Here is a 24,368-nt window from a genome sequence, read left to right as displayed (position 1 = left end):
CTTTGAAAAGCGTGCGGGATCTTCGTCGGCGGCGTCGTCGGACGCAAGCCTGTTCGCCAGCCCGCCACACGTCGGCGCAGGTCAGGGGCAGCCTGAGCTGGTCATGAACTGGTACATCTGGAAGCTGCCGTCGCGCGTCACCGGAATGTAGACCACCTCGAGCCCCGCCCCGGTCTCAACGTACGCGGCTACCCCGTTCACCGTGCCGATGCGGGTCAGGAACTCGGCGGGAACCGCGCGCGGCAGCCCGTAGGCGGTCAGCATCATGTTGCCGGCGATGATCGGCGCGTACTCCGCGAACCAGCGGGTCCCGGCCGCGACGGCAGCATCCGCCGGCAGCGGCAGCGTGACGGCTTCGCCCGGCGTGGAATCGCGGACCAGCCGATTCACGGGCCTGCCGAGCAGCCGGGGAGCCGCCGTCCGCTCCTCGCCGATCGCCGAGACCACCCAGCGGCGGTCCTCGCGCCGCCACTCCACGAAGGTCGCGGAGCGCGGCGACGCGCGCGGCGGCACGAAGCGGCGTCCATCCACCAGGCGCCACCGCAGGGGATCCATCCGCAGCCGGTGCATCAAGCTTTCCACGCTCCCCACGTCGCCGCCGAAGGCGAACGTCTCGCACAGCGGACCGGGGTGCTCCATCGCCGCGAGCGTTTCCGAACCCAGGAACTCCCGGCGCTCCACGGTCACCCGCCCGCTGAGGGAGCGCGTCGTGACGATCCAGGCCCACGGGTCGCGCCGGGGGAAGAAGTCTTCGAGCTGCGCCCGATCACCTTGGAGCGCCTCCACGAATTCCCGCATTCTCGCCCTCGGCCCGGCACCCTGGGTCTGCCCCGCCAGCGGCGAGCCGAGGAGCATCAGGGCGACAAGGAGAATGCGTCGCAGGGCCATGCAGTGCGCGGTGAGCGGGTTCATGGGTGTGGCGGTGAGGCGAGGACGGCGCCGAGGTAAGATGGGAGTGCCTCCGGCACAGCGCCACCGGCTCGCACAACCTTTCGCACTCGGCCAACTACCTGAACGACGAGCTGTTCGTAAAGCTGGAGGACGACACCATCTACTCCGCGTTCCACTACTCGTGGAGCGCATGACGGGGGACGAGGACGTCTACGTTTATCCGTGACGGTCGGCCAGAGATTCGAGGGGTGAAGTCCCAGGGCGAGATCCCGGGTGACGAGATCCCGGGGCGGGATCCAGGGGCGGGTGAACCCGCGGCTGGAACAGCGGAAAGCCCCGACACGGGTCGCTGGCGCGTCCCGTTCGGGGCTTCACCTGCACGCGCGCCACGCCTGCAGACGAGCGCGATGTCATCCCGATGGAGCGGCCCCGGCGAACCTGCCCATCCGCCGTACTCCGCAGCGACTGAGGGATCCGCCACACGTTCCGGGCGCGCCACACGGGCTTCTCCACACGAGAACCAGCCAGTCCGCGCAGGCGGACTTCGTGTGGTTGTTGCAGCGAATTCATTCGCCCGACCGGCTGGAGCAGCGGAGGGGTTCGGTGCCCTCCGCGGCTCTTCTTTCCATCGACTTCCGTCAGTGCTTGCCGGAGCCGCAGTTCTTTTTGACCTCGTAGTGGATGGCGCGCGGGTAGTCTTCCCGCGGCAGGCGCACCTGCACCAGCACGGGGCCGGCGTTGATCGCGTCGTCCCCGTCCCCCAGCCGGCCGAGCAGCGCATCCAGCTCGCCGTGCGTGCCCACCACCACGCCCGCCATCGGCGTGTCGGGGCCGGAGAACACCTGCGCCAGCCGGCTGTACTTCCACTTGTGGAGCACGTTGTAGAAGCCGGGTTCCTCGCCGGAGGCGGGATCGTAGAAGCACGGGTGCACCAGCATCTGCTCGATGCCGTAGAAGTCGTCGTTGTTCATCACGAAGACCACGTTGTCCTGCCGCAGCCGCGTGTGGGTGGAAAGCTCCTGGCAGGTTTCCTGGAACGATCCGTCGCCCACGAACACCAGCGCGCGCTTCTCCGGCAGCGCGGCCTTCACCCCCGTCACCGCGCCCACAGAGTAGCCGATGGCCAGCCACGAGCCCTGGCAGAAGTAGGTGCGCGGCTGCGGCATCTTCAGGTTCTGCGAGCCCAGCAGCGAAAAGCCGGCGTCGGAGACCACCACGTACGGCGACGTGGCCGCGGTGCCCTCGCCGGAGGCGGACGCGTCCAGAAAGGCGCTGATCCGCGCGAAGAAGCCATCGTAGGTCAGCCCCGCGTCCGCGGGCGGCGCGGCGGCCGGCTCGCCGACGGCCACTTCGCGCGAGCCCTCGGTTGCACTGTAGTAGTCCGCCGGGGCATCCGCGCTCTCCGCGGTGATCCGACGCTGCACCAGGGCATCGCGAAGGCTGGTGATGAACTCGCCCAGCTTGATGTCGGGGAAGTAGCGCGGGCCCACGCTGACGCCCTGGTGCGCCGCCACGATCCAGTCGTCGCCCACGGAGCGGGTGCCCCCCAGGTTCTTGGAGGTGGCCCACGAGCCCAGCCCCACGCGGCACCCGGCCACGTCCTGGAACATCCGGTAGATCTCCGGCAGGCTGGCTTTGCCGTTGTACACGCCGTGGAACAGGGGGTGGTTCTCCGACACCGCCGACTTGCCGCCGATGGTGGTGCAGAAGGGCAGCCCGGTGGCGTCGACCAGCGACTCGAACTCGGCGCGCAGCCCGTAGCGGTCGATCTCTTCGCCGCCCCAGAGGATGGGACACCCCAGCTTTTCCATCAGCGCCACCGCCTCGTCCACCGCCGCCGTACGCATACGGTCCATGGCGGCCGACGTCGGCCGGGGGCGCGCCACGATGGGGCCGGCGGGCGCGTCGCACTCCCCGTCCCACACGTTCTCCCACACCTCCAGGTACACGGGGCGCCGCTCCGTCAGGCACGCGGTCAGCACGCCGTCGATCTGCACGGGCGCCATGCGGCTGCTGGTGACCACCTGCGCATCCACCGTCACCTGCCGGAAGGCGTCGACGTTGCTGCGCGTGTTGGGGCTCATGTGGCTGGTCAGCAGGCCGATGGCCTTCAGGTTCTGCCACTGCTCGTAGGTCGGCGCGCCGGTGATGACGACGAGCGGAATCTGCTCCACGTACGCGCCGCCCACGGGCTGAATGACGGACAGCGCGCCCACGCCGTAGGTGACCGCCACGGCGCCCAGCCGGCCCGTCGCCCGCGCGTAGCCGTCTGCTGCGTAGCCCCCGTTGATCTCGTTGCAGTTGCCCACCCAGCGGATGCCGGCCTGGCGCGCCACGGGTAGAAAGGGGCCCAGGTGGTTGCCCGGAACGCCGAACAGGTCGGTGACGCCCAGCTCCGCCAGGCGCGCCGACAGGTAGCGCGCCACCGTCCATCGACCGTCTACGGGAACGCTCATGCCTTCACCTCGCCATTCACCTCGAGCGCCACGCGGACGGCGGACTCCAGCGAGCCCTCGATCCAGGCGTGCTTCAGCGAGGTGTGCTCGCCGGCAAAGTGCACCGGCCCCTCGGGCGTGGGGATGTGAAGGTGAAGCTGCGTGACCTGCCCGGGGGTGAACACCGCCGCCTCGCCAAAGGCGTAGCGGTTGCGCAGCCAGCTCTGCGTCTGCCCCTTGCCGGTGTAGAACACCTCGATGCGCCGGCCGTGCAGCGACTGCAGGCCGCGCAGGGCAAAGGCGTACCGCTCGTCGTCGGACATGGAGTCCCACCGCGCCGCGTCGTCGGCCCAGCTGTAGCTGGCCAGCACCACGCCGCCGTCGCTGCCCGGCACCGGGTGCGACGGGTAGTACATGAAGCGGTTGGGGTTGTCGGTGATGGACCCGCCGCCGAACACGTGCGTGGCCTCGCGGTCGGGCGCCTCCTGGTGGCGAAGCTCGGCGTAGAACGCCTTTTCACGTTTTGCGATGCGGGTTTCGTCCACGTCGGGGTCCGCGCCCAGCAGCGCCGTTCCCTTCGCCTGGCTTTCACTGGCGTGCTCCTCGTACAGCCCCGGGCGGATGGCGTTCATCTCGCGCTTCCAGTCGGCCTCGGTGAACTCCCACCAGCGCTTGCTGAACTCCAGCAGCACCTTGGTGGCCGAGTCGTAGTGAAGCTCGATCACCGCCCTGCCCTTCTTGTAGCTGAACAGCGGGTCCACGATCACGTGGCGCAGGCTGCTGAAGGGAATGGTGATGATGGCGACGTCGCCGGTGAACTCCTGGAACTCCGGCGGGGGCCGGCTCCCACCGCGGTCCTCGTCGGCGTGCTCGTCCACCGTCTTGATCCACACGGCCGGGCCGTCTGGCCCCACGTGCGTGCACGCCGAGCAGTCGCGGTCCGGGTGCCAGTACTCCATCTGCACCAGGCGGCGCCCCATGACGATCTCGTCGCGCAGGAAGGAGAGGAAGGCGTACGGCAGCCGCCAGCTTCCGCCCTCGATCTCCCAGTACGTGGCCTTGGGGTTGATGTCGCTGCGTCCGAGGAAGCTGTGGAAGAACGACAGCGGCAGGCGCGAAGTGAGGTTTTCGATGGTCCCCACCGCCTCGATGGTGCCGTCCGCGAACTTGCCGTGCTCCTTGAGGAAGCTCCACATGGAGTACTGGTCGAAGTCGTAGATCACCCGCGCCCAGCCCTCCACCCACTCCTCGAACGGCTTGCTCTTCCGCACGCCTGTCGCGGGGTCCACCACGGAGTAGTAGTCGCGCACCTTGTCGACCACGTCGTTCACCAGCTGGTTCGTCGTCTTGCCGCGGAGATCTTCGGGCATGCCGAAGGTGGCGTTGACGGCGCGCGGGTCCTTCTCGTACTCGCTCTTGCGAACCTGCATTCCGTTCACGCGGATCCAGGCGTTGTTCACCTTGTCGGGCGGGGTGAAGGGAACCTCGGGGCCGTTGCGCCACTCGGCCCCCGTGAACGACGTGTAGACCACCGGGGGCACGGTGCCGCTGCCGGTGCCGGGCTTTACGTCGACGTTGTAGAACAGGCGGCGCTTCAGCCCCAGCTTGTCTACCAGCGCAAGGACGAGCGGGTGGAAGTTGGGGAGCCGCATGGCGCCGGCCTCGGCGTACTGGCGCGGATCGCGGAAGGGCGCCGGCAGGTCCGGGCGCCACTGGTCGTAGCGAAAGGTCTTCAGCCGCCCGCCCACGCGGTTGCCGTTTGCCTCGATGATGGTCACGTGGTGGCCCGCCTCCTTCAGCAACCACGCAGAAACCAGCCCCGCGATCCCCGCCCCCACCACCAGCACCTTCTTGGGCTTGTCGGTCTTCGTCAGCCCGCGGTCGATCAGGACGTCCAGGTACTTCAGCACCAGGTCGCTGTCGTCGTCGCCCACCATCAGCAGGGTGCGGGCGAGCTTCACGCAGGTTGCCCAGCGGTCGGGGTCCAGCCTTTCGGTTTCGGTCATCGGATGGGTACGGTGGAGTGGATTACGTGCGGCGGGACGGGGCGGCGAGCCTGGGGAAGGCGAGTGCTGAGGCTGCCGGATGCGGAAAGTACGTGCGAGCGCCGGGCGGGACAACCGCGGCCATGCGCGTCGGTTAGAAGCGGAGCACGATGGACGCTCGCAGGGAGCTTGCGGCCGGGCCGGGCGGCGCCGATACTGAACGCACCGCACGCTCCCCATTCGTTGCCCGTCCAACCGTCCGGAGGCCACCGATGTTGATTCCCCGCTACTGGTCGCGCGCAGAATCCCAGGCCGTCACCCCGGCCGGCAAGCCGGTGCGGTTCCACGTCTGGCGCGGCTCGCGAAGCAGCCCGGCCGAGGCGCAGTCGCTGGCGCAGGAGGCGGTGGGACGCGTGGCGGCGCGCATCCAGGCGGGCGCGGGCTTTCCCGAGCGCTACACGTACGGCGACCGCCCGCTGCGGGAAGAGGTGGTGCGCGAGTTTCCCGCCGCCGCCTCGGCCGACCCGCCGGACGCGGCCATCACCCGCAACTCGTACGGCGCGCTGGTGCTGAACGCCGCGCGGGCGTTCTTCATCGACGTCGACGTTCCCGCCGCGGACACCCCGCCCACGTCGCGGCCCGCCACGCCGCCGGCGACCTCGCATCCGCTATGGGGGCTGGTGGATGCGCTACCGGTGCCACCCGGCCTCAGGTCCATCGCCGAGACCTTCCTCGGCCCGCGGAGTCCGGCCCCAGCCGCGCCCCCGCCCGCTCCGTCCCCGGGCGGGTGGACACCCGGGGACCCGCCCACCGCACCCCTGGCCCGGCTGCGCAACTGGATCGCGTCGCATCCGGACTGGCGGGTACGCGTGTACCGTACGCACTCGGGAATGCGCTACCTGGTTACGCACGCGCCGTTTTCGCCCACAGATGCCGAGGTGCAGGCCACCATGACGGCGCTGGGGGCGGACCCGCAGTACATCCGCCTCTGCCAGGTGCAAAAAAGCTTTCGCGCGCGGCTGACGCCCAAGCCGTGGCGCGTGGGCACCGAGAACCCGCCCGTCACCTTCCCATACGAGACGGGCGCGGACGAGCAGTCGATGCGCGAATGGGAGCGGCGCTACGACGCAGCCTCGGGCGGCCGCGCGACCTGCCTGTTCGTGGAGGAGCTGGGCAGCGGTGTAGAACACCCCGACATCGCTCCTCTCCGCGCGCTCCACGACGAGCAGACGCGCGCCACGTCGGGGCTTCCACTGGCGTAGCTTGTCCCATCAGCTGTACACCGGCTCGCTACACAATTCGCCCAAGCGCCGTCCCAGTCAGGACGGCGCTTCTCCCTTTGTCCTTGACCGGCTGCACAAACGTGCATACACTACGATGCGATATGAATGGGATCCGCAGAAGGCACGTACCAACGCTGCGAAGCATGGAGTTCGGTTTGCCGATGCGGTAGCTGTGCTGCAAGACGAGGACGCGATTACGGTGGAGGACCCACATCCAGAGGAGGAGCGCTACGCGACGATCGGCACTGATAGCCTGGGCCGAATCGTCGTGGTGGTTTACACGTGGCGAGGAATAGGAACGGTGCGCTTGATTTCCGCCCGCCGGGCGTCGCGGACAGAGCGACTTCTCTATGATCGAGGTAACCGATGAAAGACGAGTACGATTTCAGTGCGGGGCGGCGAGGCGCGATCGACCCCGCTCCTGCGGGAAAGACACGAATCACCATCCGGCTGGACAACGAGGTGCTGGATTGGTTTCGTGCGCAGGTGGATGCGGCGGGTGGCGGCAACTACCAGAGCCTCATCAACTCGGTCCTGCGGGACCACGTGCGCCACGCAGCAGAACCGCTGGAAGAGACGCTTCGACGCGTGCTCCGCGAAGAGTTGCGGCAGAGCGCTTGATCGATCGATTCCGCCGTGGACGGGGTTCCCCCTCCCCCAACCCTCCCCCGCAAACAGCGCGGGAGAGGGGAGCACTTCGAGCGGGGTTCGACAGGGTGCAATGCATGCAGTGGGAGCCCCCTCCCCCCGTCCCCGCTTCGCAGGGGAGGGGGAGACCTGAAGCTCGCTCGTGCGCGCCTTGCGCGGCAGGTCGGCCGTGCAGACGAGCGGCTCTGGTGGGCACTAAGATGCCGCCCGTTGTTCCTATATACATCTGATCGAGATCGCGTCAAACGTGTCGCCCAATTCGGCCCCCGCTAGTCGCGGTGATGGGGTGAACGAAGAGGGGCGATGCCCATCCCCGTGACCATCAGCCGTGGCTCCGCCGCGACCGCCCAAAACGGCCGCAACGCCTATCCTACACGTTGACAACGACTTAGCATTTTTGTAGATTGATTGCACGCGGAAGGCCCCGGGCTCCTTGCCCCGTCAGGGTCCGCCGCACTGGACGGAGGCCACGGCATGCGGGTAGATTGGGAAATCAACCCTAGTTCCCGCGCCGCAGATCCGGACCCATCCTGGAGACGAGCGCTCCCGCACGTAGGGGAGCGCCTCGATCAGATCGAAGAACTTCCGGGCGATTCATCCGCCCGTACAATCCCGAGAGCCATGCGATCCAATCTGCTGACCATCGCCACCGTTGCCGCGTGCATTGGCGCCACCGGTGCCCTGATCGACCGATCGGAACGCCCGCAGCCCACGCCCGCGCCCCGGGCGACGGTCGCGGCCAAGATGGTGGTGAGGCCCGCCGTACAGGCCCCCCGCCCCGCGCCGGCGCCCGCCCGTGCCCCGCAGCCGGTGGCGCTGCAGGCCGCGCGCGCGGTGCTGAGCGGCGTGGGCGTGGAGAGCGGAGCCGAGAAGACGCGCGTGGACGTGGCGCTCGACGCGCTGGGCAAGCGCGTCCGCCGCCAGAGCCACCCCAAGGCGCTGCGGATGGCCTTCCAGGCGTACTACGCCTACAAGGCCGAGAACCCGGGCAAGGTGCGCAAGCCGTACCTGTACTACGTGGACTACGGGCTGGACAACCGCACCCCGCGCGGCTACGTGTTCGACATGGAGTCGCTGAAGGTGGTGGACGGCCCGTTCACCGTGGCGCACGGCCGCGGCTCGGCCTCGCCCACCGCGGGGCGCCCCACGCGGTTCTCCAACCGCCAGGGGAGCAACGCCACCTCGCTGGGGCTGTACCTGGCGCAGGAGACGTACGGGTTCTCCGGCACCTCCAGCGGCCAGCGCTACACCTCGGTGGGGCTGCGCCTGCAGGGCCTGTCGGGCAAGTACAACAGCTCGGCCCGCGCCCGCGGCGTGGTGGCGCACGGCGCCCCGTACGTAACGCGCGACCGCGCCGGCCGCAGCGAGGGCTGCCCCGCCATGGAGCAGGGCCGCGCCCGCACGCTGCTGCCCAAGATCGCCCGCGGCGGCCTGGTGTTCCTGTTCTCGCCGCTGGACCGCACCTGGATGCAGGAAGACCGCTGGGCCAACGCCAGCGTCGGAAAGAGCACCTCCCGCCGGGGCTGATCCCGGGTTGGAGCGACAGAAAGAGCCCTGGCGCCGATGCGCGCCGGGGCTCTTCTTGTTTTCACCGATCACGACCCCGGTCGGGCGAGCGATCACTTCTTCTTGCGGTTGCGCTTCCGCGCCTCCTTCTCGGCCTTGCGCTGCGCCTTCGACTTCCCCGGCTTGGTCACGGACGGGCGCGGCGGGCCGTCCGGCGGCGGAAAGCCGTGGTCGATGGGCGCACGCCCCGCTTCGGACTCCGGCAGCAGGCCCAGATCCACCTGCACGTCTTCCCACGGTCCGGTGATGGTCACATCGACCCGCCCGGCGGCGAAAGCCTCTTCCATCACCGGCGCCGCGGCCGTGTCGTTCAGTTCCATCAGGTACGAGACGAGGATCGCGTTCATCTGCGGGCTCTGGTCTCGCCAGTCTTCCAGCTGCTTCGCCAGTACGCCGGCGGCCTCGTCGCGTCGCTCGGGATACTCGTGCGCCACGTTCAGGATCACCCCGCAGGCGGCGAAGCGCAGGTCCTCGTCCTTGCCCTCGTCGAAGAGCAGCAGCGTGGCCCCGGGCAGCGCCGCCGGGCCGATCATCCCCAGCACAACGGGCAACTCCTCGAACACCCAGGTGCTGTCCATCTCCCGCTGCAGCAGCGCCAGGAGCGGCTCCGCGGCGGCGGGGGCGCGAAGCTGGGCGAGGGCGCGCCACGCGTGGATGGGCGCCCACCCCGCGGCCGAGCGCTCCTCGGCCGCGTGCAGCGCGGGGTCGGTGGCCATGCGGATCAGCGCCGGGACGTGGTGGTCCTCCAGTCCCAGGTTGCGGTAGTCGGGCCACGTGCGGCGCCGGGCGGGCTCCGCGCCCAGCTTCAGCAGGCGGTCGACAGGGGGAAGGTAGAACTCGGACATACGATCGGGGCCTGGAGGAAAGCATCGTGCTCGGGACGGGCGGCAAGGTGCCGTTCGCGATGCGTCGGCGCAACTCGCTAAGCCGGGGCGCGCCCCATCTTGGAGGCCACACGACAGCAGGCAAGTCCACGAAGGTGGACTTCGTGTGGTCGTTGCAGCGAAATTCATTCGCCCGGGGAGGCCAGGACCGGGATATCGAGGCCTGGAGTTCCGTGTCGTTGCCGCGTCCGGGCGAAGTGCCTTCCGCAGCCAGATCCCACGGCCCTGCGTGGTATGCACCGCGGGCCGGTTCGGTGCGCCCGGGCCTCTGGATGACAGATTCCGCGCGGGCGTTCGCGTGGCTGGAGTGCGAAAAGAACGGCCCCGGCGCGGTTGCGCCGGGGCCGTTCTGTTGTGCACGTCCGCTGATCAGCTCGCGCGGGTGCCGGCCGCTGCGGGATCCGCACCCCGGTCGGCGGCGGACGGCCTCCGCGCGGCCACCAGCAGCAACTGCAGCTGCATCAGCAGTACGGAGAGCAGGTGCGGTCGCCGTACTGGGTCGCGCAGGAGGCGCAGTAGGAGTCCTCGTAGCACACGGTAGCGCATGAGCCGCACTCGCTGCCGGCGCAGGTGCCGCATTCCGTCTCCGCCGTGCCGGGGCACTCGAAGGTATAGCACTCCCGACCCTCGGTGTAGGGCGGGGGCGGGATGTGCGCGTTGACGGTGCCGCGCGCGTCGGCCGGGCTGCCAGTTGTGCGGAAGCTCTCGACGGCCCTTCATAGGGTTCTCCTCGGGTGGTCGGTGCAGGACGGGGTGATGGGGTGCGGAGAAACGGAAACGCGCCGCGTCACCTGCAGATCGGCCGCGCCTCCCCGCGTGGGGCGGCACGGCCGGGACGCGGTGCGCGGTGCGCGGTGCGATGGCCAGGGATTACACGAACGAGCGAACGTCCGCGAACCCAGGCACGACAGAGCCCGATACCATCCGTATTCGGAAAAAATGAGAACCGACTGTGAATGATGGTGGCGCATGTCTGGTTGCTGACTCTCATCAAAAAGGCTGTTCGACAAGGACGGGCAATCAACATTTCAGTCTATAAACGTTGCGCAAGGATCGTGTTATGGAAAACGCGGGCGCCGGAGACGGAAGGGACCGATGCGGAAAGGCAAGGGTTCACTGCTCTTGCCTGGGCACACGCAGAACGGGCGCACGGCGGAATGCCATGCGTCCGTTCGTTCCGTCGCGTGGAGTGCGAAGTCTAGCTCACCCCACCGGAAAGGCCCTTCAGGTCCTGGAGCGCGGCCACGATGGCGCGCCCGTGCACCGGCCCCAGGCGCGCCGGCATTCGGTTGCCTGCCGACGGCCAGCGGGGAGAGGTGGCGCCCTTCCTTCAGCAGCCGCACGCGCACACTCACCATCCGGCCACCGATCCTCTGCGACGCTGATCGTGCCCGCCCGTCCACTCCACCCGTCGCGCCGGGGGATCATCCCCCGCTCCCCTGCTCATGCACGGGATGGCAGGTCAGGGCATAATCGGCGGTGCCAGGCGCGCTACCCGCGAAAGTCAGCGTGATCGTCCCTCTTCCGGTGCGCTCGCACCTAAGCCCGACGTCATCGGCAACCCCGGTTGAAGCGCGAGGCGCTGTGGACTGCGCGGGTGGCGCAGCAACGGACGGGGCCACCATGTTGTTTATCACGACCCCGGTTGCGAGGTCACTCGGCCAGACCTGAACGGCCTGTAACGCCCGCCCTTGCGCCCGGAATGCCTCTGAAAGGTTGGTGACGACCAGCACCCTCGGGGGGGGAACAGGCAAAGGGATTCCCTCTACACATTCGTACTGATACCAGGTGTGCGCGCCATCCGGGGCCGTGACCATAATATATTGGTAGATGCCCAGTTCGGTGCAGGTAACCTCGGTCTGACCATCGACAATCCGACGCCAGAGTTCCTGCGCACCAGCCACGAACTGTACTGTACTGGTCGGTTCGCCCAAGTACGCGCCGATATTCCTGGGCCTCGCCAGGAGGCCCGTGAGGGTCTCCACCGTTCCACATTCAACCAGGTAGGTACCCCGCGTGTTGTCAGGGAAGAAAATCGTGATGATGTCAGTCCCTGGGCTCACACAGCGGCCCATCCAGTTCCCTGCTCCGGCCACCTGCCACACAGCGAGGATTACCCCTGCAGTCTCGGATGTTGCTGCGTCGATGTCCTGCTTCAACACTACCTCAATGTCGAAGTCGTACCCTACGGGCGAGCTCATTACGTTCCCGTTCCACCTGGCGACCTGCATGAGGACGTCTGGTTCGGTCGGCATATCACAGGCGGCAGCGAACGCCAGGATGGATGCCACTCCTAAAGCTTTGGTTTTCTTCAACATGCGTCGTTCCTGGTGGAAGGGCTGGCAGGACCAGGCTCGTCGGGGACGGATTAGGACATATAAGGAGCGCTATCTAATCCACTATAATTGAAGTCACATAGTGTCGTCAAGGAGTACCAGGACGCCGAGGCCCGGAGTTCCGTGTCGCTGCCGCGTCCGGGCGAAGTGGCTTCCGCGGCAAGATCCCGCGGCCCTGCGTGGTAGGCGTTGCGGGCCGGTTCGGTGCGCCCGGGCCTCTGGATGACAGATTGCGCGATCGCGCGGCTGGTGTGCGATAAGAACGGCCCCGGCGCGGATGCGCAGGGGCCGTTCTGTTGTGCACGTCCGCTGATCAGCTCGCGCGGGTGCCGGCCGCTGCGGGATCCGCACCCCGGTCGGCGGCGGACGGCCGCCCATATGCGATGCGCAAGGATTGTCTTTGGGATCGACTACGATCGCCGACGGAAGGGGAAGCCGATAGAGCCAACGCTGGTCGGCGGCCCTGATCAACGCGGGTGACAACGCTGCTGGCAATAGGTATTTTCATCAACTGGCGGCAGGCCGTAACGAACGTGGCAGCGAGAGCCCACTCCGGCGTCGCCTGTCCACTTGTGCCCAGCATCGATCCCCGCAGTGACTCGGAGCCGAATGCGTCGAAACTCCACCAGCAGTACGCCGAGGCGCTGGCTCGTTGGTGCGGCACTCGTGCTCGCGGCGCTTCCGGCGCCCGGCCATGCCCAGGACTGCCCGTACTGGCCCTGTGGCGAACCCAGCCAGTCCGAGCGAATGAGCCGCGAGGCCGGCTACGCAATCGACATCGGCGCGAACGTGCTGATCGGCGGGTTGACGGGTGGGGTGGCCCAACGGTGGAACGGCGGATCGTTCTGGCAGGGATTCAGGCGGGGCGCCGTGGGCGGCGGGCTGGTGTTCGCCGGCAAGCAGATGACCGCCGCCCGCTTCACCGGCGCCGGAGTGGCCGGGCGCCAGGTCGCGGCGATCGGCAGCTCCGCGGTGAGCAACGCCGCGGCGGGCCGCCCTGCCCTGTCGCGCCTCGCCTTCCCCCTGGGTCCCGTGCGCGTCTACGCCGAGCCCGCCGCCGGCCGTGCGCGCGCCAAGCTGGACGTGGCCGGCGTAGCGGCGATCGCGTGGGGCGCCACACGGCCGGGTGCGAGGCTGGACGTGTCGTCGAGCCTCTCGTCCGGTGCCCCGGTCTTCCGCGTGTCGCCGGAGTGGGGACACCGCGCCGCGCACTTGGCCGGCGTGGTCCTGGTCAGCGAATCGGAGCGGCAGTTCCCCAAGGCGCTGGCGCACGAACGGGTGCACGTGGCGCAGTACGACTTTGCTTCGGTGACCTTGGGTGAGCCCGCCGAGAGCTGGATCGCGTCCCAGGTTCCGCCCCTCCGGGGCCTTTATCGATACCTAGACTTCGGGTCGGCCGTGGTCCTTCTGAGCGGGCTCAACATGGTGGTGCCCGACCAGGACAAGCCGTGGGAAAACGAGGCGCACCTGCTCGCCGCGACGCGGTAGCGAATGGTGGCGCCGGGGCGCGCCCCAGCAGAGAAGCCACACGACAGCAGGCCAGTCCACGAAGGTGAGCATCGTGTGGTCGTTGCAGCGAATTCATTCGCCCGGGGAGTCTTGGGCCCGCTTCCCCAAGCGACGACCGCGGACCGAGGCTGAGGGTTCCGTGCCGCTGCCGCGCCTAAGCGAAGTGGCCTCCGCAGCAAGATCCCACGGCCCTGCATGGTATTCACTGCGGGCCGGTTCCGTGCGGCCGGGCCTCTGGATGACAGGTTGCGGCGCGGGCCTCTGGATGACTGTTTTGCGGCGGGCTTTCGAGTGACAGATTGGTGCGATGGGGCGGCTGGGGTGCGAAAAGAACGGCCCCGGCGCTGATGCGCCGGGGCCGTTCTCGTCGTGCTCGTCTTTCCTGGGATCAGCCGTCGAAGCGGCGGAACGCCAGGCAGACGTTGTGGCCACCGAAGCCGAAGGAGTTGCTGAGCGCCAGCTCCACCGGCCGCTCAGTCGCCCCGTCAGTCCCGTAGTTCAGGTCGCAGTCGGGGTCGGGCGTGGTGTAGTTGATGGTCGGCGGGATCTGGCCGTGCCGGCAAACCAGGGCGCTGATCACCGCCTCCACACCCCCGGCCGCACCCAGCGTGTGCCCCGTCATGCTCTTGGTGGAGCCCACGATCACGTCGCGCGCGCGGTCGCCCAGCACCGTGCGGATGGCCGCCGACTCGTTCTTGTCGTTGGCCGGCGTGCTGGTGCCGTGCGCGTTCACGTAGCCCACCGCCTCCGGCCCGGCGCCGGCCTCGCGCAGCGCCGCGCGCATGGCGCGGACGGCGCCCTCGCCGCCCTCGGCGGGGGCGGTGATGTGGTACGCGTCCGCCGTCTGGCCGTAGCCCACGATCTCGGCGATGATGGTGGCGCCGCGCGCGCGGGCGTGCTCCAGCTCCTCCAGCACCACCATCCCCGCGCCCTCACCCAGCACGAAGCCGTCGCGGGTGGCGTCGAACGGGCGGCTGGCCGTTTCCGGCGAGTCGTTGCGGGTGCTGAGCGCCGTCATGCTGGCGAAGCCCGCCACCGTCAGCCCCGTGATGCTGGCCTCGGTGCCACCCGCCAGCATCACGTCGGCCTCGCCGTGCTTGATGCTGCGGAAGGCGTTGCCCACCGCGTGGGCGCCCGACGCGCACGCCGACACCGTGCAGTAGTTGGGGCCCTTGGCGTTGTAGCGGATGGACACCAGCCCCGCGGCGATGTCGGAGATGAACATCGGCACGAAGAAGGGCGACACGCGGCCGGGGCCCTTCTCCAGCAGGCGGGCGTGCTGCTCCTCAAAGGTGTGGATGCCCCCTATGCCGCTGCCCACGATCACGCCGAAGCGCTCGGAATCCAGCGTGTCGAACTTGTCGTCGAGCCCCGCCTCGCGCATGGCCTGCACGGCCGTGGCGATGGCGAACTGGCTGAAGCGGTCGGTGCGCTTCACTTCCTTGCGCTCGATGTACTGCCCCGGGTCGAAGTCCTTGGCCTCGCACGCAAAGCGCACGGCATGGCCGGATGCGTCGAACTGGGTGATGGGGCCGGCACCGCTACGCCCGCCGAGCAGGGCCGCCCAGGAGTCCTGGACCTCCAGCCCGACGGGCGTGACGAGGCCGGTCCCGGTGATCACGACTCGGCGGTTCATCAGCCGCTCCGGGACGGGTTCGGGACGTATGCAGGGCCGCCCCGGGGGGCGGCCCTATCGAAAGGCCGCGGTGGCAAGCGCCGGGGCGCTCAGCCGTTGCTGGCGTTGCTCGTGATGTAGTTGATGGCGTCGCCCACCGTGCGCAGCTTCTCGGCCTCTTCGTCGGGGATCTCCATCCCGAACTCTTCCTCGAAGGCCATCACCAGCTCCACCGTGTCGAGCGAGTCAGCGCCAAGGTCCTCCACGAACGAGGCCTCGGGGGTCACCTTCTCGGCGTCCACGCCCAGCTCGTTGATGATGATTTCCTTGACCTTCGCCTCGATGTCCGCCATGTCCGTCTCCCTGTCGTTGTTTTTTTGATCCCGTGAGTCCCGCGCCCCGGGGACGCGGGCCCTGCCCTTCGCACAATCCTACATGACCATTCCGCCGTCCACCACCAGCGTCTGGCCGGTGATGTACGCGGCGCCCGGGCCGGCCAGGAACCGCACCGCCGGGGCGATGTCCTCGGGCCGCCCCAGCCGCCCCAGCGCGATGTTGCTCATCAGCGCCGTGCGCGCGGCCTCGGGAAGGTCCGACGTCATGTCCGTTTCAATGTACCCCGGCGCCACGGCGTTGACCAGAACTCCGCGCCCGGCGAGCTCCTTGGCCACCGACTTGGTCAGCCCGATGAGCCCCGCCTTGCTCGCGGCGTAGTTGGCCTGCCCCGCGTTGCCGATGATCCCCACCACCGAGGTGATGTTGATGATCCGCCCGCTGCGGCGCTTCATCATCCCGCGCGAGGCCGCCCGCATCAGGTTGAAGGCGCCGCGCAGGTTGGTGTCGAGAACGGCGTTCCAGTCGTCGTCCTTGATCCGCATCAGCACGTTGTCGCGCGTGACGCCGGCGTTGTTCACCAGCACGTCCAACTGGCCGAAGTCGCCCTCCACCTGCTTGACGAGCGCGGCGCACGCCTCCGGGTCGGCCACGTCGCAGGCGTAGCCGCGGTGCCCCTCGCCCGGCAGCTCCGCCGCGGCCGCCTCTGCCCGCGCGCCGTCGCGCGCCACCAGCGCCAGCCGCGCCCCCGCCTGCGCCAGCTCCCGCGCAATCGCCAGGCCGATGCCGCGCGATCCGCCGGTCACCAGCGCCACCTGTCCCTGGAGCTCCTGCACCTCGCCACCTCCCGTCACGATGCACCGTTCAAGAACGCTTCCACCTGCTCCGCCGTCCCCAGCGCCACCCCGCGTCCCTCGGCCGCCCTGTCGATGCGCTTGAGCATGCCCGTGAGCACCTTGCCGGCTCCCACCTCCAGGAACCGCTCGGCGCCCATCTGCAGCATGGTGCGCACCGAGTGCGTCCAGCGCACCGTCGAGGTCAGCTGGTCAACCAGCAGCCGCCGCGCCTCCGCCCCGTCCGTCACCGGCTGCGCGCTGACGTTGCTGACTACCGCGAACGCGGGGTCGGCGAAGGCTACCGCGTCCAATTGCGCCTGCAGCCCCGCCTCGGCCACGCGCATCAGCGGCGAGTGGAAGGCGCCGGACACCGCCAGCGGCTGCACCTTCTTGGCGCCGGCGGAAACCAGCATGGGCCCCACCCGCTCCACCGCGGCCACGTCGCCGGATACGACCACCTGGCCCGGGGTGTTGAAGTTGGCGGGGACCACCACGGAATCCTCCGTCGACGCCTCGTGGCAGACGCCTTCCACCACCTCGTCGTCCAGCCCCAGCACCGCGGCCATGGTGCCCGGCCGCGCGTTGCCGCTTTCCAGCATCAGCTCGCCGCGGCGGCGCACCGTCCTCACCGCGTCGGCGAAGCCCAGCGAGCCGGCGGCGTGGTAGGCGCTGAACTCGCCCAGCGAGTGCCCGGCCGCGGCTACGACGTCGATGTCGGCGGCCCTGAGGACGGCCCAGACGGCGGCGCTGTGGGTGAGCAGGGCCGGCTGCGCGTTCACCGTCAGCGTCAGCTCGTCGGCGGGGCCCTCCCACATCAGCGTGGACAGGGCGAACCCCAGCGCCTCATCGGCCTCCTGGAAGACGGCGCGCGCCTCGGGAAAGCGCTCAGCCAGGTCCTTGCCCATCCCCACCACCTGCGAGCCCTGCCCGGGAAAGAGCAGGGCGATGCGTTCGCCCCCCATCACAGCCGCACCACGTTGGAAGCCCAGGTGAACCCGGCGCCGAAGGCCACCATCAGCACCAGCGAGCCCGGCCCGGCGAGGCCCTTTTCCACAGCCTCGTCCAGCGCCACCGGGATGGAGGCGGACGACATGTTGCCGTAGCGGTCTACGTTCACGTACACGCGGTCCATCGGCATCTTCGCGTACTTGGCGGTGCTTTCGATGATGCGCACGTTGGCCTGGTGGGGCACCATCAGGTCGATCTGGTCCGACGTGACGCCCGCGCGCACCAGGGCCGTCTCGGCCGCTTCGCACATGGCGCGCACGGCGGACTTGAACACCTCGGGCCCGGCCATCTTCACGTAGTGCGACCGATCGTCGAGCACCGACAGGTCCAGCGGCATGCGCGCGCCGCCACCGGGGCGCCACAGCAGCTCGGCCAGGGTGCCGTCGCTCTTCATGTACGTCGACAGGATGCCGCGCCCGTCCGTGGCCCGCTGCACCACCGCCGCCCCGGCGCCGTCGCCGAAGAGCACGCAGGTGGTGCGGTCCGTCCAGTCGACGATGGACGACATCTTTTCCGTCGCGCAGACCAGGATGGTTTCCGCCTGCCCCGACGCGATGTGCGCCTCTGCCATGGACAGCCCGTACAGGAAGCCCGAGCACGCCGTGGCGAAATCGTACGCGGCGGCGTTGCGGGCGCCCAGCAGGGCCTGCACGTCGCACGCTGTCGATGGCAGGAGCCGGTCGGGCGTGGCCGTCGACAGCAGGATCATGTCCAGGTCCAGCGGCCCGACGCCCGCGCGCTCCATGGCCACCCGCGCCGCGGCGGCGGCCATGTCGGCGGCGCCCGTCTCCTTGCTGGCGATGCGGCGCTCGCGGATTCCCGTGCGGCTGGTGATCCACTCGTCGTTGGTCTCGACGATGGTAGCCATCTCGGCGTTGGTCACCACCCGCTCCGGGTTGAAGCGGCCGGTGGAAACCAGGCGCGCGCGGGGAGCGGTGGGGATGGGCTGGATCATGGCTGCGCTTCCTCGGCCGGCGCCTGCGAAAGGCGGGCGGCCATGTGCTCCACCATGCGGCGGTTCACCGACTGCGCGGCGACGCCGATGGCGTTGCGGATGGCGTGGGGCGGAGACCCCCCGTGGCAGATGATGACGACCCCGTTGACGCCCAGCAACGGGGCGCCGCCGACGCCGGTGTAGTCCAGGCTGCGGAACACGCGGTCGAAGTCCATCTGCACCCCCTGCTCGGCGAACTCGCGCCGCAGCATGGAGGTGATGAGCCCCGCCACGGACTCGTAGAACTTGAGCAGGACGTTGCCCACGAAGCCGTCGGCCACCAGCACGTCGCACTTGCCCGTGACGATGTCGCGCCCCTCGATGTTGCCCACGAAGTTGATGTCGGGAAGCGCGGCCAGGAGCTGGTGGGCCTCTAGCACCACCTCGTTCCCCTTTTCGGGCTCGGAGCCGATGTTCAGCAGGCCGATGCGGGGACGGTCGATCCCGAGCATGTCCTCGGCGTACACGCTCCCGAGCTGGGCGAACTGCACCAGCTGGTGGGGCTTGGTGTCGACGTTGGCGCCCACGTCCAGCGCCAGGCAGCGCCCGGTGGAGGTTGGGATGCGCGCACCCACCGGCGGGCGGTCGACGCCCTGCAGGGTGCGCAGAATGACGAGCGACGCGGCCATCACGGCGCCGGTGCTCCCGGCGCTGATGAACGCGTCGACTTCGCCCGCCTGCAGCAGGCGCACGCCCACGACGATGGACGAGTCGCGCTTGCGGCGGATGGCCGTCGCGGGCGCCTCGTGCATCTCGATGACTTCTGACGCATGGACGATCGCCAGCCGGTCGCGCGGCGCGTCGGGCCACCGCGCCAGCTCGGCTTCGATCCGGTCCCGGTCGCCCACCAGCACCACGCTGGCGCCGGCGTCCAGGTCAAGCAAAGCTCCGACCGCGCCCTCGACCTCTACGGCCGGGGCACGGTCGGAGCCCATCGCGTCCAGCGCGATCCGCATGCGTGGTTTCGGGGTGACGGGTTCGTTTAGAACTCGTCGGCCTCGATACGCTGCTCCTTGCGGTAGTAGCCGCAGTTCGGGCAGACGCGGTGCTGGATGTGCGGATCTCCGCACTGCGGGCACGCGCTGAACGACGGCATGGCCGCCTTGACGTGCGTGCGGCGCTTGCGCTGGCGCTGCTTGGACTGGCGACGCTTCGGTACGGCCATCGGTGCCCCCTGCTCTGCTATCGGTAAGTGGTCAGTCGTCGAACTTGACGTTCTTCAGCACGTCCCAGGCGCTGGGTAGCTGCGCGGGAACGCAATCACAGCCCGCCGTGTTCAGGTCGGTTCCGCACTGCGGGCACAGCCCGCGGCAGTCCTCGCCGCACAGGGCGAACTCGGGCGCCCGCAGCAGCACCTGCTCGCGAACCACGTCGCGCAGGTCCAGCTCGTCGCCCCGCGCGGGGAGAGGATACACCTCGCCGTCCACGCCCTCGTCTTCTTCCGTCAGCGGCTCGAAAAGGAGGTCGACGGTGTCGTCGATCTCCTGCTCCACCGGCGTAAGGCAGCGGCGGCAGGCAAGCCGCACCGCGGTGCGGAGCCGGCCGCGCAGGAACACGCCCTCGCCCACGAAGCGGGCGGTGAGGTCCACGTCCAGCGGTGCCGCCAGCTCCACGCGGACGTCGCCCCACATCGGGTCGTCCGCGGCAACCTGCTCGCGAACGTGCACTTCTCCGCGGTCCAGCGCCGCGAGGTTCACTTTCAGCATAAACCGCAAAAGTACAGGGAAAAACGCTTCCTGTCAACCGAACGGCCGGAACGGCGGCCGGGGAGGAGGGCGCGGACGGGCTCCCGCGCGTCCCGTCCCTCCCAGCGTTCGTCCCATACACCGCTTGGACATCGGTGTGCGCGAGCCGGGGCGTCCGCGCCTCTACGCCATGCGCGCGGGGCCGTCGCCGCGGACGCCGTCCAGGCGGCGGTCGATGTCGTACGCGGCGCTGATCAGGGCCAGGTGCGTGAACGCCTGGGGAAAGTTGCCCAGGTGCTCGCCGCTGGGGCCCAGCTCCTCGGCGAACAGCCCCACGTGGTTGGCGTAGCTGAGGATCTTTTCGAAGACGAAGCGCGCCTGCTGCGGGTCTCCTCCGCGCGACAGGCACTCGGCGTACCAGAACGAGCAGATGGAGAAGGTGCCCTCCTCGTCCTGGAAGCCGTCGGCCTCGCCGCCGCGCACGGCGTAGCGGCGGACGAGCGAGTCTTCCACCAGGTCCTTCTTCACCGCCTCCATGGTGCTCACCCAGCGCGGGTCGGTGGGGCTGATGAAGCGCAGCAGCGGCATCAGCAGGCACGCCGCGTCCAGCGATCCCTCGCCCGGCGACTGCACGAAGGCGCGGCGGCCGGGGTGCCAGAAGTCGTCGAACACGCTGTGGTAGATGGTGTCGCGCGCCTCCATCCACCGTGCCTCGGGCGCCGGCAGCGAGCGGTGGCGGGCCAGGCGCACCGCGCGGTCCATCGCCACCCAGCTCAGGACGCGCGAGCTGAGGTTGGGGCGCGTGGCGCGGCGGATCTCCCAGATGCCGTGGTCGGGCAACCGCCAGTTCGCGCACACCCAGTCCACCATCTTCGTCAGCGACTGCCACAGGTCGTACGACAAGGGCTCGGAGTACTTGTCGTACAGGTAGACGGAGTCCATCAGCGCGCCGAAGATGTCCAGCTGCAGCTGCCCGACCGCCCCGTTGCCGATCCGCACCGGGCGCGATCCGCGGTAGCCTTCCAGGTGGTGGAGGGTGGATTCGGGGAGCTCGTGCGCGCCGTCGATGCCGTACAGCGGCTGCAGGGGAATGCCGTCGCCCTCCTCGGCGCAGCGCTCGGCGATCCACTGCATGAAGGGGCCGGTCTCGTCCGTCAGCCCCAGGCGGATCAGCGCGTACAGGGTGAACGCGGCGTCGCGCACCCAGGTGTAGCGGTAGTCCCAGTTGCGCGCGCCGCCCAGTGCCTCCGGCAGGCCGAACGTCGGCGCGGCCACCAGCGAGCCGTGCGGATGGCTGAACAGCATCTTGAGGACGAGCGCCGAGCGGTGCACCTCGTCGCGCCAGCGGCCGCGGTAGGTGGACCTGCCGATCCACGTCCGCCAGTAGTTGGTGGTGCGCTTGAAGGCTTCGGACGCGTAGTCGTGCGTGGCGGGCGCCGCATCGTGCCGCTCGGCGGCGGCCTCCAGGACGAAGGTGGCCGTCTGCTCGGGCTGCAGCTCGAACTCGGCCACGCAGTCGCCTTCCGCGATGCGCAGCGGCACCGACCCGCGCAGGCGCAGGTAGGCCAGCCCGGCGCGCCCGGCATCGTCGGGGACGAAGAGGATGCCGTTCTCATCTTCCGTCACCCGGTGCTCCACGAGCGCGTAGCCGAACCTGGGCGCGCAGCGCAGGCGAAAGCGCACGGTTCCCCGCACCGCCTTCACGCGGCGCACCACGCGGCGCACGCCGGCCGTTTCGCCCACGGGCATGAAGTCCGACACCTCGGCCACGCCGTCCGGGGAGAGCGTGCGGGTGAGCAGGACGTTGGTGTCGGGCAGGTACAGCTGCTTGCGGCGGGCCTCGCCCAGCTGCGGGTCGATGCGGTACGATCCGCCGCGCTTCGCGTCCAGCAGCGAGGCGAAGATGGAAGGCGAATCGAAGCGCGGGGCGCAGAGGAAGTCGATGGAGCCGTCCAGCCCCACCAGCGCCACCGTGTGGAGGTCGCCGATGACGCCGTGGTCCTCGATGGGCAGGTAGCGACTGGCCGATCGCGCGGAATGCGGGCTCATTGCCGGCGCGCAGGCGCAAATCGCGCACCTTCCGTCCACACGGGCCACGTGGGCACCCGCATCCGTGTGATGGCCGGGCGCGCCCGAGCGGGTGAATCCTCAGCGAGAAGGCAAAGCCCCGACGCGCCCTGAGCGGGTGAACCCGCCGCTCGGACAGCGGAAAGCCCCGACACGGGCCGCTGGCGCGTCCCGTTCGGGGCTTCACCCGCACGCCCACCTCGCCTGCCGACGCGCATCGATGTCATCCCGATGGAGCGGCCCCGGTGTACCCTGCCCGTACTCCACACTTTGCAGCGACTGAGGGATCCGCCACACACTCCGGGCGCGCTACACGGTTCTCCTCACACGGCAACCGGCCAGTCCGCGCAGGCGGACATCGTATGGTTGTTGCAGCGAATTCATACGCCCGACGGAGCCGAGGCCACTGCCGCGTGAGCGGGTGAACCCGCCGCTGGGACAGCGGAAAGCCCCGACACGGGCCGCTGGCGCGTCACGTTCGGGGCTTCACCCGCACGCCCACCTCGCCTGCCGACGCGCACCGATGTCATCCCGATGGAGCGGCCACGGTGTACCCTGGCCCTACGCCATACTTTGCAGCGACTGAGGGATCCGCCACACAGCCGGGGTGTCGCTCGCTATCCGGGATGCGTTGAGCCTGTTCCTTTCGGGCCGGAACGGCCCTGGAACCACTTCGGAGCAGGCTGAGAGAGCGAAGCGGTGCGCCAAGTGTGTGGCGGATCCCTCGGTCGCTGCTGGTTCTGGAGCGGCTGCGGGTTCGGAGTGGCCGCTCCTCGGGATGACAGGCGTTGGCTCCGGCCGTCAAGGTAGAGGCTAGCCCCCGCTGACGGCGGGGACGATGACGATGGTGCTTCCGGGGTCCACCGGCGTCTCCAGGCCCGCGGTGAAGCGGATGTTCTCGCCGTCTACGAAGACGTTCACGTGCTGCCGGACGATGCCGCGCTCGTCCATCACCCGGTCCGTCACTCCGCCGTGCAGCGTGGCGACGGCCGCGAGCGCGTCGCCCACCGTGCGGCACGGCGTGCCCAGGCGGATCTCCGCGCGCCCCGCTGCGTAGGGCTGCAGCATGCTGGGAAGCTCGACGACGATGGCGCCGTCACGCGGCTGGGTCACGCCGCGCCTCCCACCACACCCGCCTTCACGCAGACGATGGGCGGCAGCGTGGCGCTGATCTCGTTCCACGTGTCGCCCGCGTCCGCCGATCCGAACAGCTTGCCCCCGCGCGTCCCGAAGTAGATGCCAGCCCGTGCGTGACCGTCCGTGCACAGCCCGTCGCGCAGCACCGTTTCGTACGCGCCCTCCTGCGGAAGCCCCTCGCTCAGCGGATGCCACGTCTCGCCGGCTTCGCGCGTCCGGTACACGCGCAGCTTGGCTTCGGGCACGATGCGAAACTGGTCGGATTCCAGCGGGATGATGTAGACGGTGTCGGGCTCGTGCGGGTGCACCTCGATGGCAAACCCGAAGTCCGACGGCACCCCGTTGGCAATGTCGTGCCAGGTGTCGCCCCAGTCGTCGCTGCGGTACAGCCCCCAGTGGTTCTGCAGGTACAGCCGCTCGGGTCGCGACGGGTGGTTGACCACCTTGTGCACGCACTGACCGAACTCCGGGTGCTTGTCGGGGAGGAACTCCGCACGCACGCCGTGGTTGCGCGCCTGCCAGCTCTGCCCGCCGTCGTCGGTGCGGTAGAAGCCAGCCGTGGAGATGGCGACGCCCATCCGCCGGGGCTCGGCCGCGTCCAGGACGATGGTGTGAAGGCACAGGCCGCCGCCGCCTGGCTGCCAGCGCGGGCGGTGCTCGTGATTCAGCACTCCATCGACCGCGCTCCACGTGTCGCCCGCGTCGCGCGACTGGAAGAGCGCCGCGGGCTCTACGCCGCAGTATACCAGGTCCGGCTCACTCACCGGGCCGGGGCGGATCTGCCAGATGTTGGCGAGCGCCAGGCCGGAGTCTTCGGGGAACTTCACGTTCTGCCGCTCGGGTGACGTCCACGTGGCACCGAAGTCGTCGCTGGTGCGCACCACGCTGCCCCAGTGCCAGCTCTGCGTGCCCGCCAGGATGCGGTTGCGGCCGCCCCGCTGGTCGAACGCGAGCGAGTACACCGTCTCGCCCCGGAAGAACGGGCCTTCCGTGCGCCACTCGCGCCTGTCCGCGTTGGACGTGAGCACGAACGCGCCCTTCATGGTGCCTACCAACAGGACTACGTCGCCTGCACTCGGGGCGGACTGTCGGTCCTCGGTCATGGGCGATCTCCGGCACGTGTTCGGCGGCTCCGGACGGATGCCGCGTCGCGCAG

General features: G+C 69.4%; 21 protein-coding genes. 5 read left to right on the top strand and 16 right to left on the bottom strand.

The genetic code is table 11. The features are described 5' to 3' along the window. Nucleotides 1–81: 81 nt before the first annotated feature. The 3 genes from VGB24_RS05465 to VGB24_RS05455 all read right to left on the bottom strand — a co-directional run bounded on the left by VGB24_RS05465 (nucleotide 82) and on the right by VGB24_RS05455 (nucleotide 5,332). The gene (locus VGB24_RS05465; protein WP_331071952.1) at nucleotides 82–912 is read right to left on the bottom strand and encodes a hypothetical protein; all 831 of its coding nucleotides are present in this window, start codon (nucleotides 910–912) and stop codon (nucleotides 82–84) included. A 617-nt stretch (nucleotides 913–1,529) separates the two neighbouring features. Beyond that, nucleotides 1,530–3,347 (bottom strand): alpha-keto acid decarboxylase family protein, encoded by a 1,818-nt coding sequence (locus VGB24_RS05460; protein ID WP_331071951.1) that lies wholly within the window; start codon nucleotides 3,345–3,347, stop codon nucleotides 1,530–1,532. Then, entirely contained in the window at nucleotides 3,344–5,332 is a 1,989-nt protein-coding gene (locus tag VGB24_RS05455; protein WP_331071950.1) for a flavin monoamine oxidase family protein, read from the bottom strand. Before VGB24_RS05455 ends, VGB24_RS05460 begins: the two co-directional genes overlap by 4 nt. 251 nt (nucleotides 5,333–5,583) lie before the next feature. Between VGB24_RS05455 and VGB24_RS05450 the strand changes: the two genes are divergently transcribed. From VGB24_RS05450 to VGB24_RS05440, 4 genes are all read left to right on the top strand, one after another. Then, complete coding sequence (locus VGB24_RS05450) at nucleotides 5,584–6,573, top strand: hypothetical protein (protein WP_331071949.1); 990 nt, start codon at nucleotides 5,584–5,586, stop codon at nucleotides 6,571–6,573. 115 nt (nucleotides 6,574–6,688) lie between these two features. After that, nucleotides 6,689–6,964 carry a BrnT family toxin gene (locus tag VGB24_RS25310; protein ID WP_349263895.1) on the top strand — a complete coding sequence of 92 codons (276 nt, stop codon included), beginning with the start codon at nucleotides 6,689–6,691 and terminating at the stop codon, nucleotides 6,962–6,964. Then, nucleotides 6,961–7,215: a BrnA antitoxin family protein gene (locus VGB24_RS05445; RefSeq protein ID WP_331071948.1), complete on the top strand. Its 255-nt coding sequence runs from the start codon at nucleotides 6,961–6,963 to the stop codon at nucleotides 7,213–7,215. The genes VGB24_RS25310 and VGB24_RS05445 overlap by 4 nt, the downstream gene beginning before the upstream one ends. 648 nt (nucleotides 7,216–7,863) lie before the next feature. After that, nucleotides 7,864–8,769, top strand: a complete 906-nt coding sequence (locus VGB24_RS05440) for a murein L,D-transpeptidase catalytic domain-containing protein (RefSeq protein WP_331071947.1) — start codon at nucleotides 7,864–7,866, stop codon at nucleotides 8,767–8,769. A gap of 92 nt (nucleotides 8,770–8,861) precedes the next feature. Here the strand turns inward: VGB24_RS05440 and VGB24_RS05435 are convergent, their stop codons facing one another. Together VGB24_RS05435 and VGB24_RS05430 are read right to left on the bottom strand one after the other, a co-directional pair. Next, nucleotides 8,862–9,653, bottom strand: coding sequence for a hypothetical protein (locus tag VGB24_RS05435; RefSeq protein ID WP_331071946.1), 792 nt, complete (start codon nucleotides 9,651–9,653; stop codon nucleotides 8,862–8,864). Between the two features lie 1,463 nt (nucleotides 9,654–11,116). Next, the gene (locus tag VGB24_RS05430; RefSeq protein WP_331071945.1) at nucleotides 11,117–12,010 is read right to left on the bottom strand and encodes a hypothetical protein; all 894 of its coding nucleotides are present in this window, start codon (nucleotides 12,008–12,010) and stop codon (nucleotides 11,117–11,119) included. A gap of 765 nt (nucleotides 12,011–12,775) precedes the next feature. Between VGB24_RS05430 and VGB24_RS05425 the strand changes: the two genes are divergently transcribed. Further along, the gene (locus VGB24_RS05425) at nucleotides 12,776–13,516 is read left to right on the top strand and encodes a hypothetical protein (RefSeq protein WP_331071944.1); all 741 of its coding nucleotides are present in this window, start codon (nucleotides 12,776–12,778) and stop codon (nucleotides 13,514–13,516) included. Nucleotides 13,517–13,925: 409 nt separating this feature from the next. Here VGB24_RS05425 and fabF read toward each other — a convergent pair whose 3' ends face one another. The 11 genes from fabF to VGB24_RS05370 form a co-directional block, all read right to left on the bottom strand. Continuing rightward, nucleotides 13,926–15,173 (bottom strand): beta-ketoacyl-ACP synthase II, encoded by a 1,248-nt coding sequence (gene fabF / locus VGB24_RS05420; RefSeq protein WP_331071943.1) that lies wholly within the window; start codon nucleotides 15,171–15,173, stop codon nucleotides 13,926–13,928. 89 nt (nucleotides 15,174–15,262) lie between these two features. Beyond that, nucleotides 15,263–15,505 (bottom strand): acyl carrier protein, encoded by a 243-nt coding sequence (locus tag VGB24_RS05415; protein WP_331025834.1) that lies wholly within the window; start codon nucleotides 15,503–15,505, stop codon nucleotides 15,263–15,265. Between the two features lie 78 nt (nucleotides 15,506–15,583). Then, nucleotides 15,584–16,321, bottom strand: coding sequence for a 3-oxoacyl-ACP reductase FabG (gene fabG / locus VGB24_RS05410; protein WP_331071942.1), 738 nt, complete (start codon nucleotides 16,319–16,321; stop codon nucleotides 15,584–15,586). 14 nt (nucleotides 16,322–16,335) lie between these two features. Then, a complete protein-coding gene (gene fabD, locus VGB24_RS05405; protein WP_331071941.1) occupies nucleotides 16,336–17,283 on the bottom strand; it encodes an ACP S-malonyltransferase in 948 nt (315 codons plus the stop codon). Further along, entirely contained in the window at nucleotides 17,283–18,284 is a 1,002-nt protein-coding gene (locus tag VGB24_RS05400) for a beta-ketoacyl-ACP synthase III (protein ID WP_331071940.1), read from the bottom strand. Before VGB24_RS05400 ends, fabD begins: the two co-directional genes overlap by 1 nt. After that, the gene (gene plsX, locus VGB24_RS05395) at nucleotides 18,281–19,279 is read right to left on the bottom strand and encodes a phosphate acyltransferase PlsX (protein WP_331071939.1); all 999 of its coding nucleotides are present in this window, start codon (nucleotides 19,277–19,279) and stop codon (nucleotides 18,281–18,283) included. Before plsX ends, VGB24_RS05400 begins: the two co-directional genes overlap by 4 nt. 26 nt (nucleotides 19,280–19,305) lie before the next feature. Next, nucleotides 19,306–19,488, bottom strand: coding sequence for a 50S ribosomal protein L32 (gene rpmF, locus VGB24_RS05390; RefSeq protein ID WP_331025830.1), 183 nt, complete (start codon nucleotides 19,486–19,488; stop codon nucleotides 19,306–19,308). A 31-nt stretch (nucleotides 19,489–19,519) separates the two neighbouring features. Continuing rightward, nucleotides 19,520–20,029, bottom strand: coding sequence for a DUF177 domain-containing protein (locus VGB24_RS05385; RefSeq protein ID WP_331071938.1), 510 nt, complete (start codon nucleotides 20,027–20,029; stop codon nucleotides 19,520–19,522). A gap of 162 nt (nucleotides 20,030–20,191) precedes the next feature. Next, entirely contained in the window at nucleotides 20,192–22,057 is a 1,866-nt protein-coding gene (locus VGB24_RS05380) for a glycoside hydrolase family 15 protein (RefSeq protein ID WP_331071937.1), read from the bottom strand. Between the two features lie 831 nt (nucleotides 22,058–22,888). Next, on the bottom strand, nucleotides 22,889–23,188 hold the full coding sequence (locus VGB24_RS05375) for a MoaD/ThiS family protein (RefSeq protein ID WP_331071936.1): 300 nt from the start codon (nucleotides 23,186–23,188) through the stop codon (nucleotides 22,889–22,891). Beyond that, the gene (locus VGB24_RS05370; RefSeq protein WP_331071935.1) at nucleotides 23,185–24,315 is read right to left on the bottom strand and encodes a hypothetical protein; all 1,131 of its coding nucleotides are present in this window, start codon (nucleotides 24,313–24,315) and stop codon (nucleotides 23,185–23,187) included. The genes VGB24_RS05375 and VGB24_RS05370 overlap by 4 nt, the downstream gene beginning before the upstream one ends. Between the last annotated feature and the right edge of the window lie 53 nt (nucleotides 24,316–24,368).

Source organism: Longimicrobium sp., assembly GCF_036399935.1.
In the GTDB taxonomy this organism is placed as follows: Bacteria; Gemmatimonadota; Gemmatimonadetes; order Longimicrobiales; family Longimicrobiaceae; genus Longimicrobium.
Note: the sequence above shows the minus strand (reverse complement) of the source record. Positions and strands in the feature narration are given on the sequence as shown.

Bases quoted from the DNA above. Each gene is read 5' to 3' on its own strand.
- VGB24_RS05465 (WP_331071952.1), bottom strand. From the start codon at position 912: ATGAACCCGCTCACCGCGCACTGCATGGCCCTGCGACGCATTCTCCTT.
- VGB24_RS05460 (WP_331071951.1), bottom strand. From the start codon at position 3,347: ATGAGCGTTCCCGTAGACGGTCGATGGACGGTGGCGCGCTACCTGTCG.
- VGB24_RS05455 (WP_331071950.1), bottom strand. From the start codon at position 5,332: ATGACCGAAACCGAAAGGCTGGACCCCGACCGCTGGGCAACCTGCGTG.
- VGB24_RS05450 (WP_331071949.1), top strand. From the start codon at position 5,584: ATGTTGATTCCCCGCTACTGGTCGCGCGCAGAATCCCAGGCCGTCACC.
- VGB24_RS25310 (WP_349263895.1), top strand. From the start codon at position 6,689: ATGCGATATGAATGGGATCCGCAGAAGGCACGTACCAACGCTGCGAAG.
- VGB24_RS05445 (WP_331071948.1), top strand. From the start codon at position 6,961: ATGAAAGACGAGTACGATTTCAGTGCGGGGCGGCGAGGCGCGATCGAC.
- VGB24_RS05440 (WP_331071947.1), top strand. From the start codon at position 7,864: ATGCGATCCAATCTGCTGACCATCGCCACCGTTGCCGCGTGCATTGGC.
- VGB24_RS05435 (WP_331071946.1), bottom strand. From the start codon at position 9,653: ATGTCCGAGTTCTACCTTCCCCCTGTCGACCGCCTGCTGAAGCTGGGC.
- VGB24_RS05430 (WP_331071945.1), bottom strand. From the start codon at position 12,010: ATGTTGAAGAAAACCAAAGCTTTAGGAGTGGCATCCATCCTGGCGTTC.
- VGB24_RS05425 (WP_331071944.1), top strand. From the start codon at position 12,776: ATGAGCCGCGAGGCCGGCTACGCAATCGACATCGGCGCGAACGTGCTG.
- fabF (WP_331071943.1), bottom strand. From the start codon at position 15,173: ATGAACCGCCGAGTCGTGATCACCGGGACCGGCCTCGTCACGCCCGTC.
- VGB24_RS05415 (WP_331025834.1), bottom strand. From the start codon at position 15,505: ATGGCGGACATCGAGGCGAAGGTCAAGGAAATCATCATCAACGAGCTG.
- fabD (WP_331071941.1), bottom strand. From the start codon at position 17,283: ATGGGGGGCGAACGCATCGCCCTGCTCTTTCCCGGGCAGGGCTCGCAG.
- VGB24_RS05400 (WP_331071940.1), bottom strand. From the start codon at position 18,284: ATGATCCAGCCCATCCCCACCGCTCCCCGCGCGCGCCTGGTTTCCACC.
- plsX (WP_331071939.1), bottom strand. From the start codon at position 19,279: ATGCGGATCGCGCTGGACGCGATGGGCTCCGACCGTGCCCCGGCCGTA.
- rpmF (WP_331025830.1), bottom strand. From the start codon at position 19,488: ATGGCCGTACCGAAGCGTCGCCAGTCCAAGCAGCGCCAGCGCAAGCGC.
- VGB24_RS05385 (WP_331071938.1), bottom strand. From the start codon at position 20,029: ATGCTGAAAGTGAACCTCGCGGCGCTGGACCGCGGAGAAGTGCACGTT.
- VGB24_RS05380 (WP_331071937.1), bottom strand. From the start codon at position 22,057: ATGAGCCCGCATTCCGCGCGATCGGCCAGTCGCTACCTGCCCATCGAG.
- VGB24_RS05370 (WP_331071935.1), bottom strand. From the start codon at position 24,315: ATGACCGAGGACCGACAGTCCGCCCCGAGTGCAGGCGACGTAGTCCTG.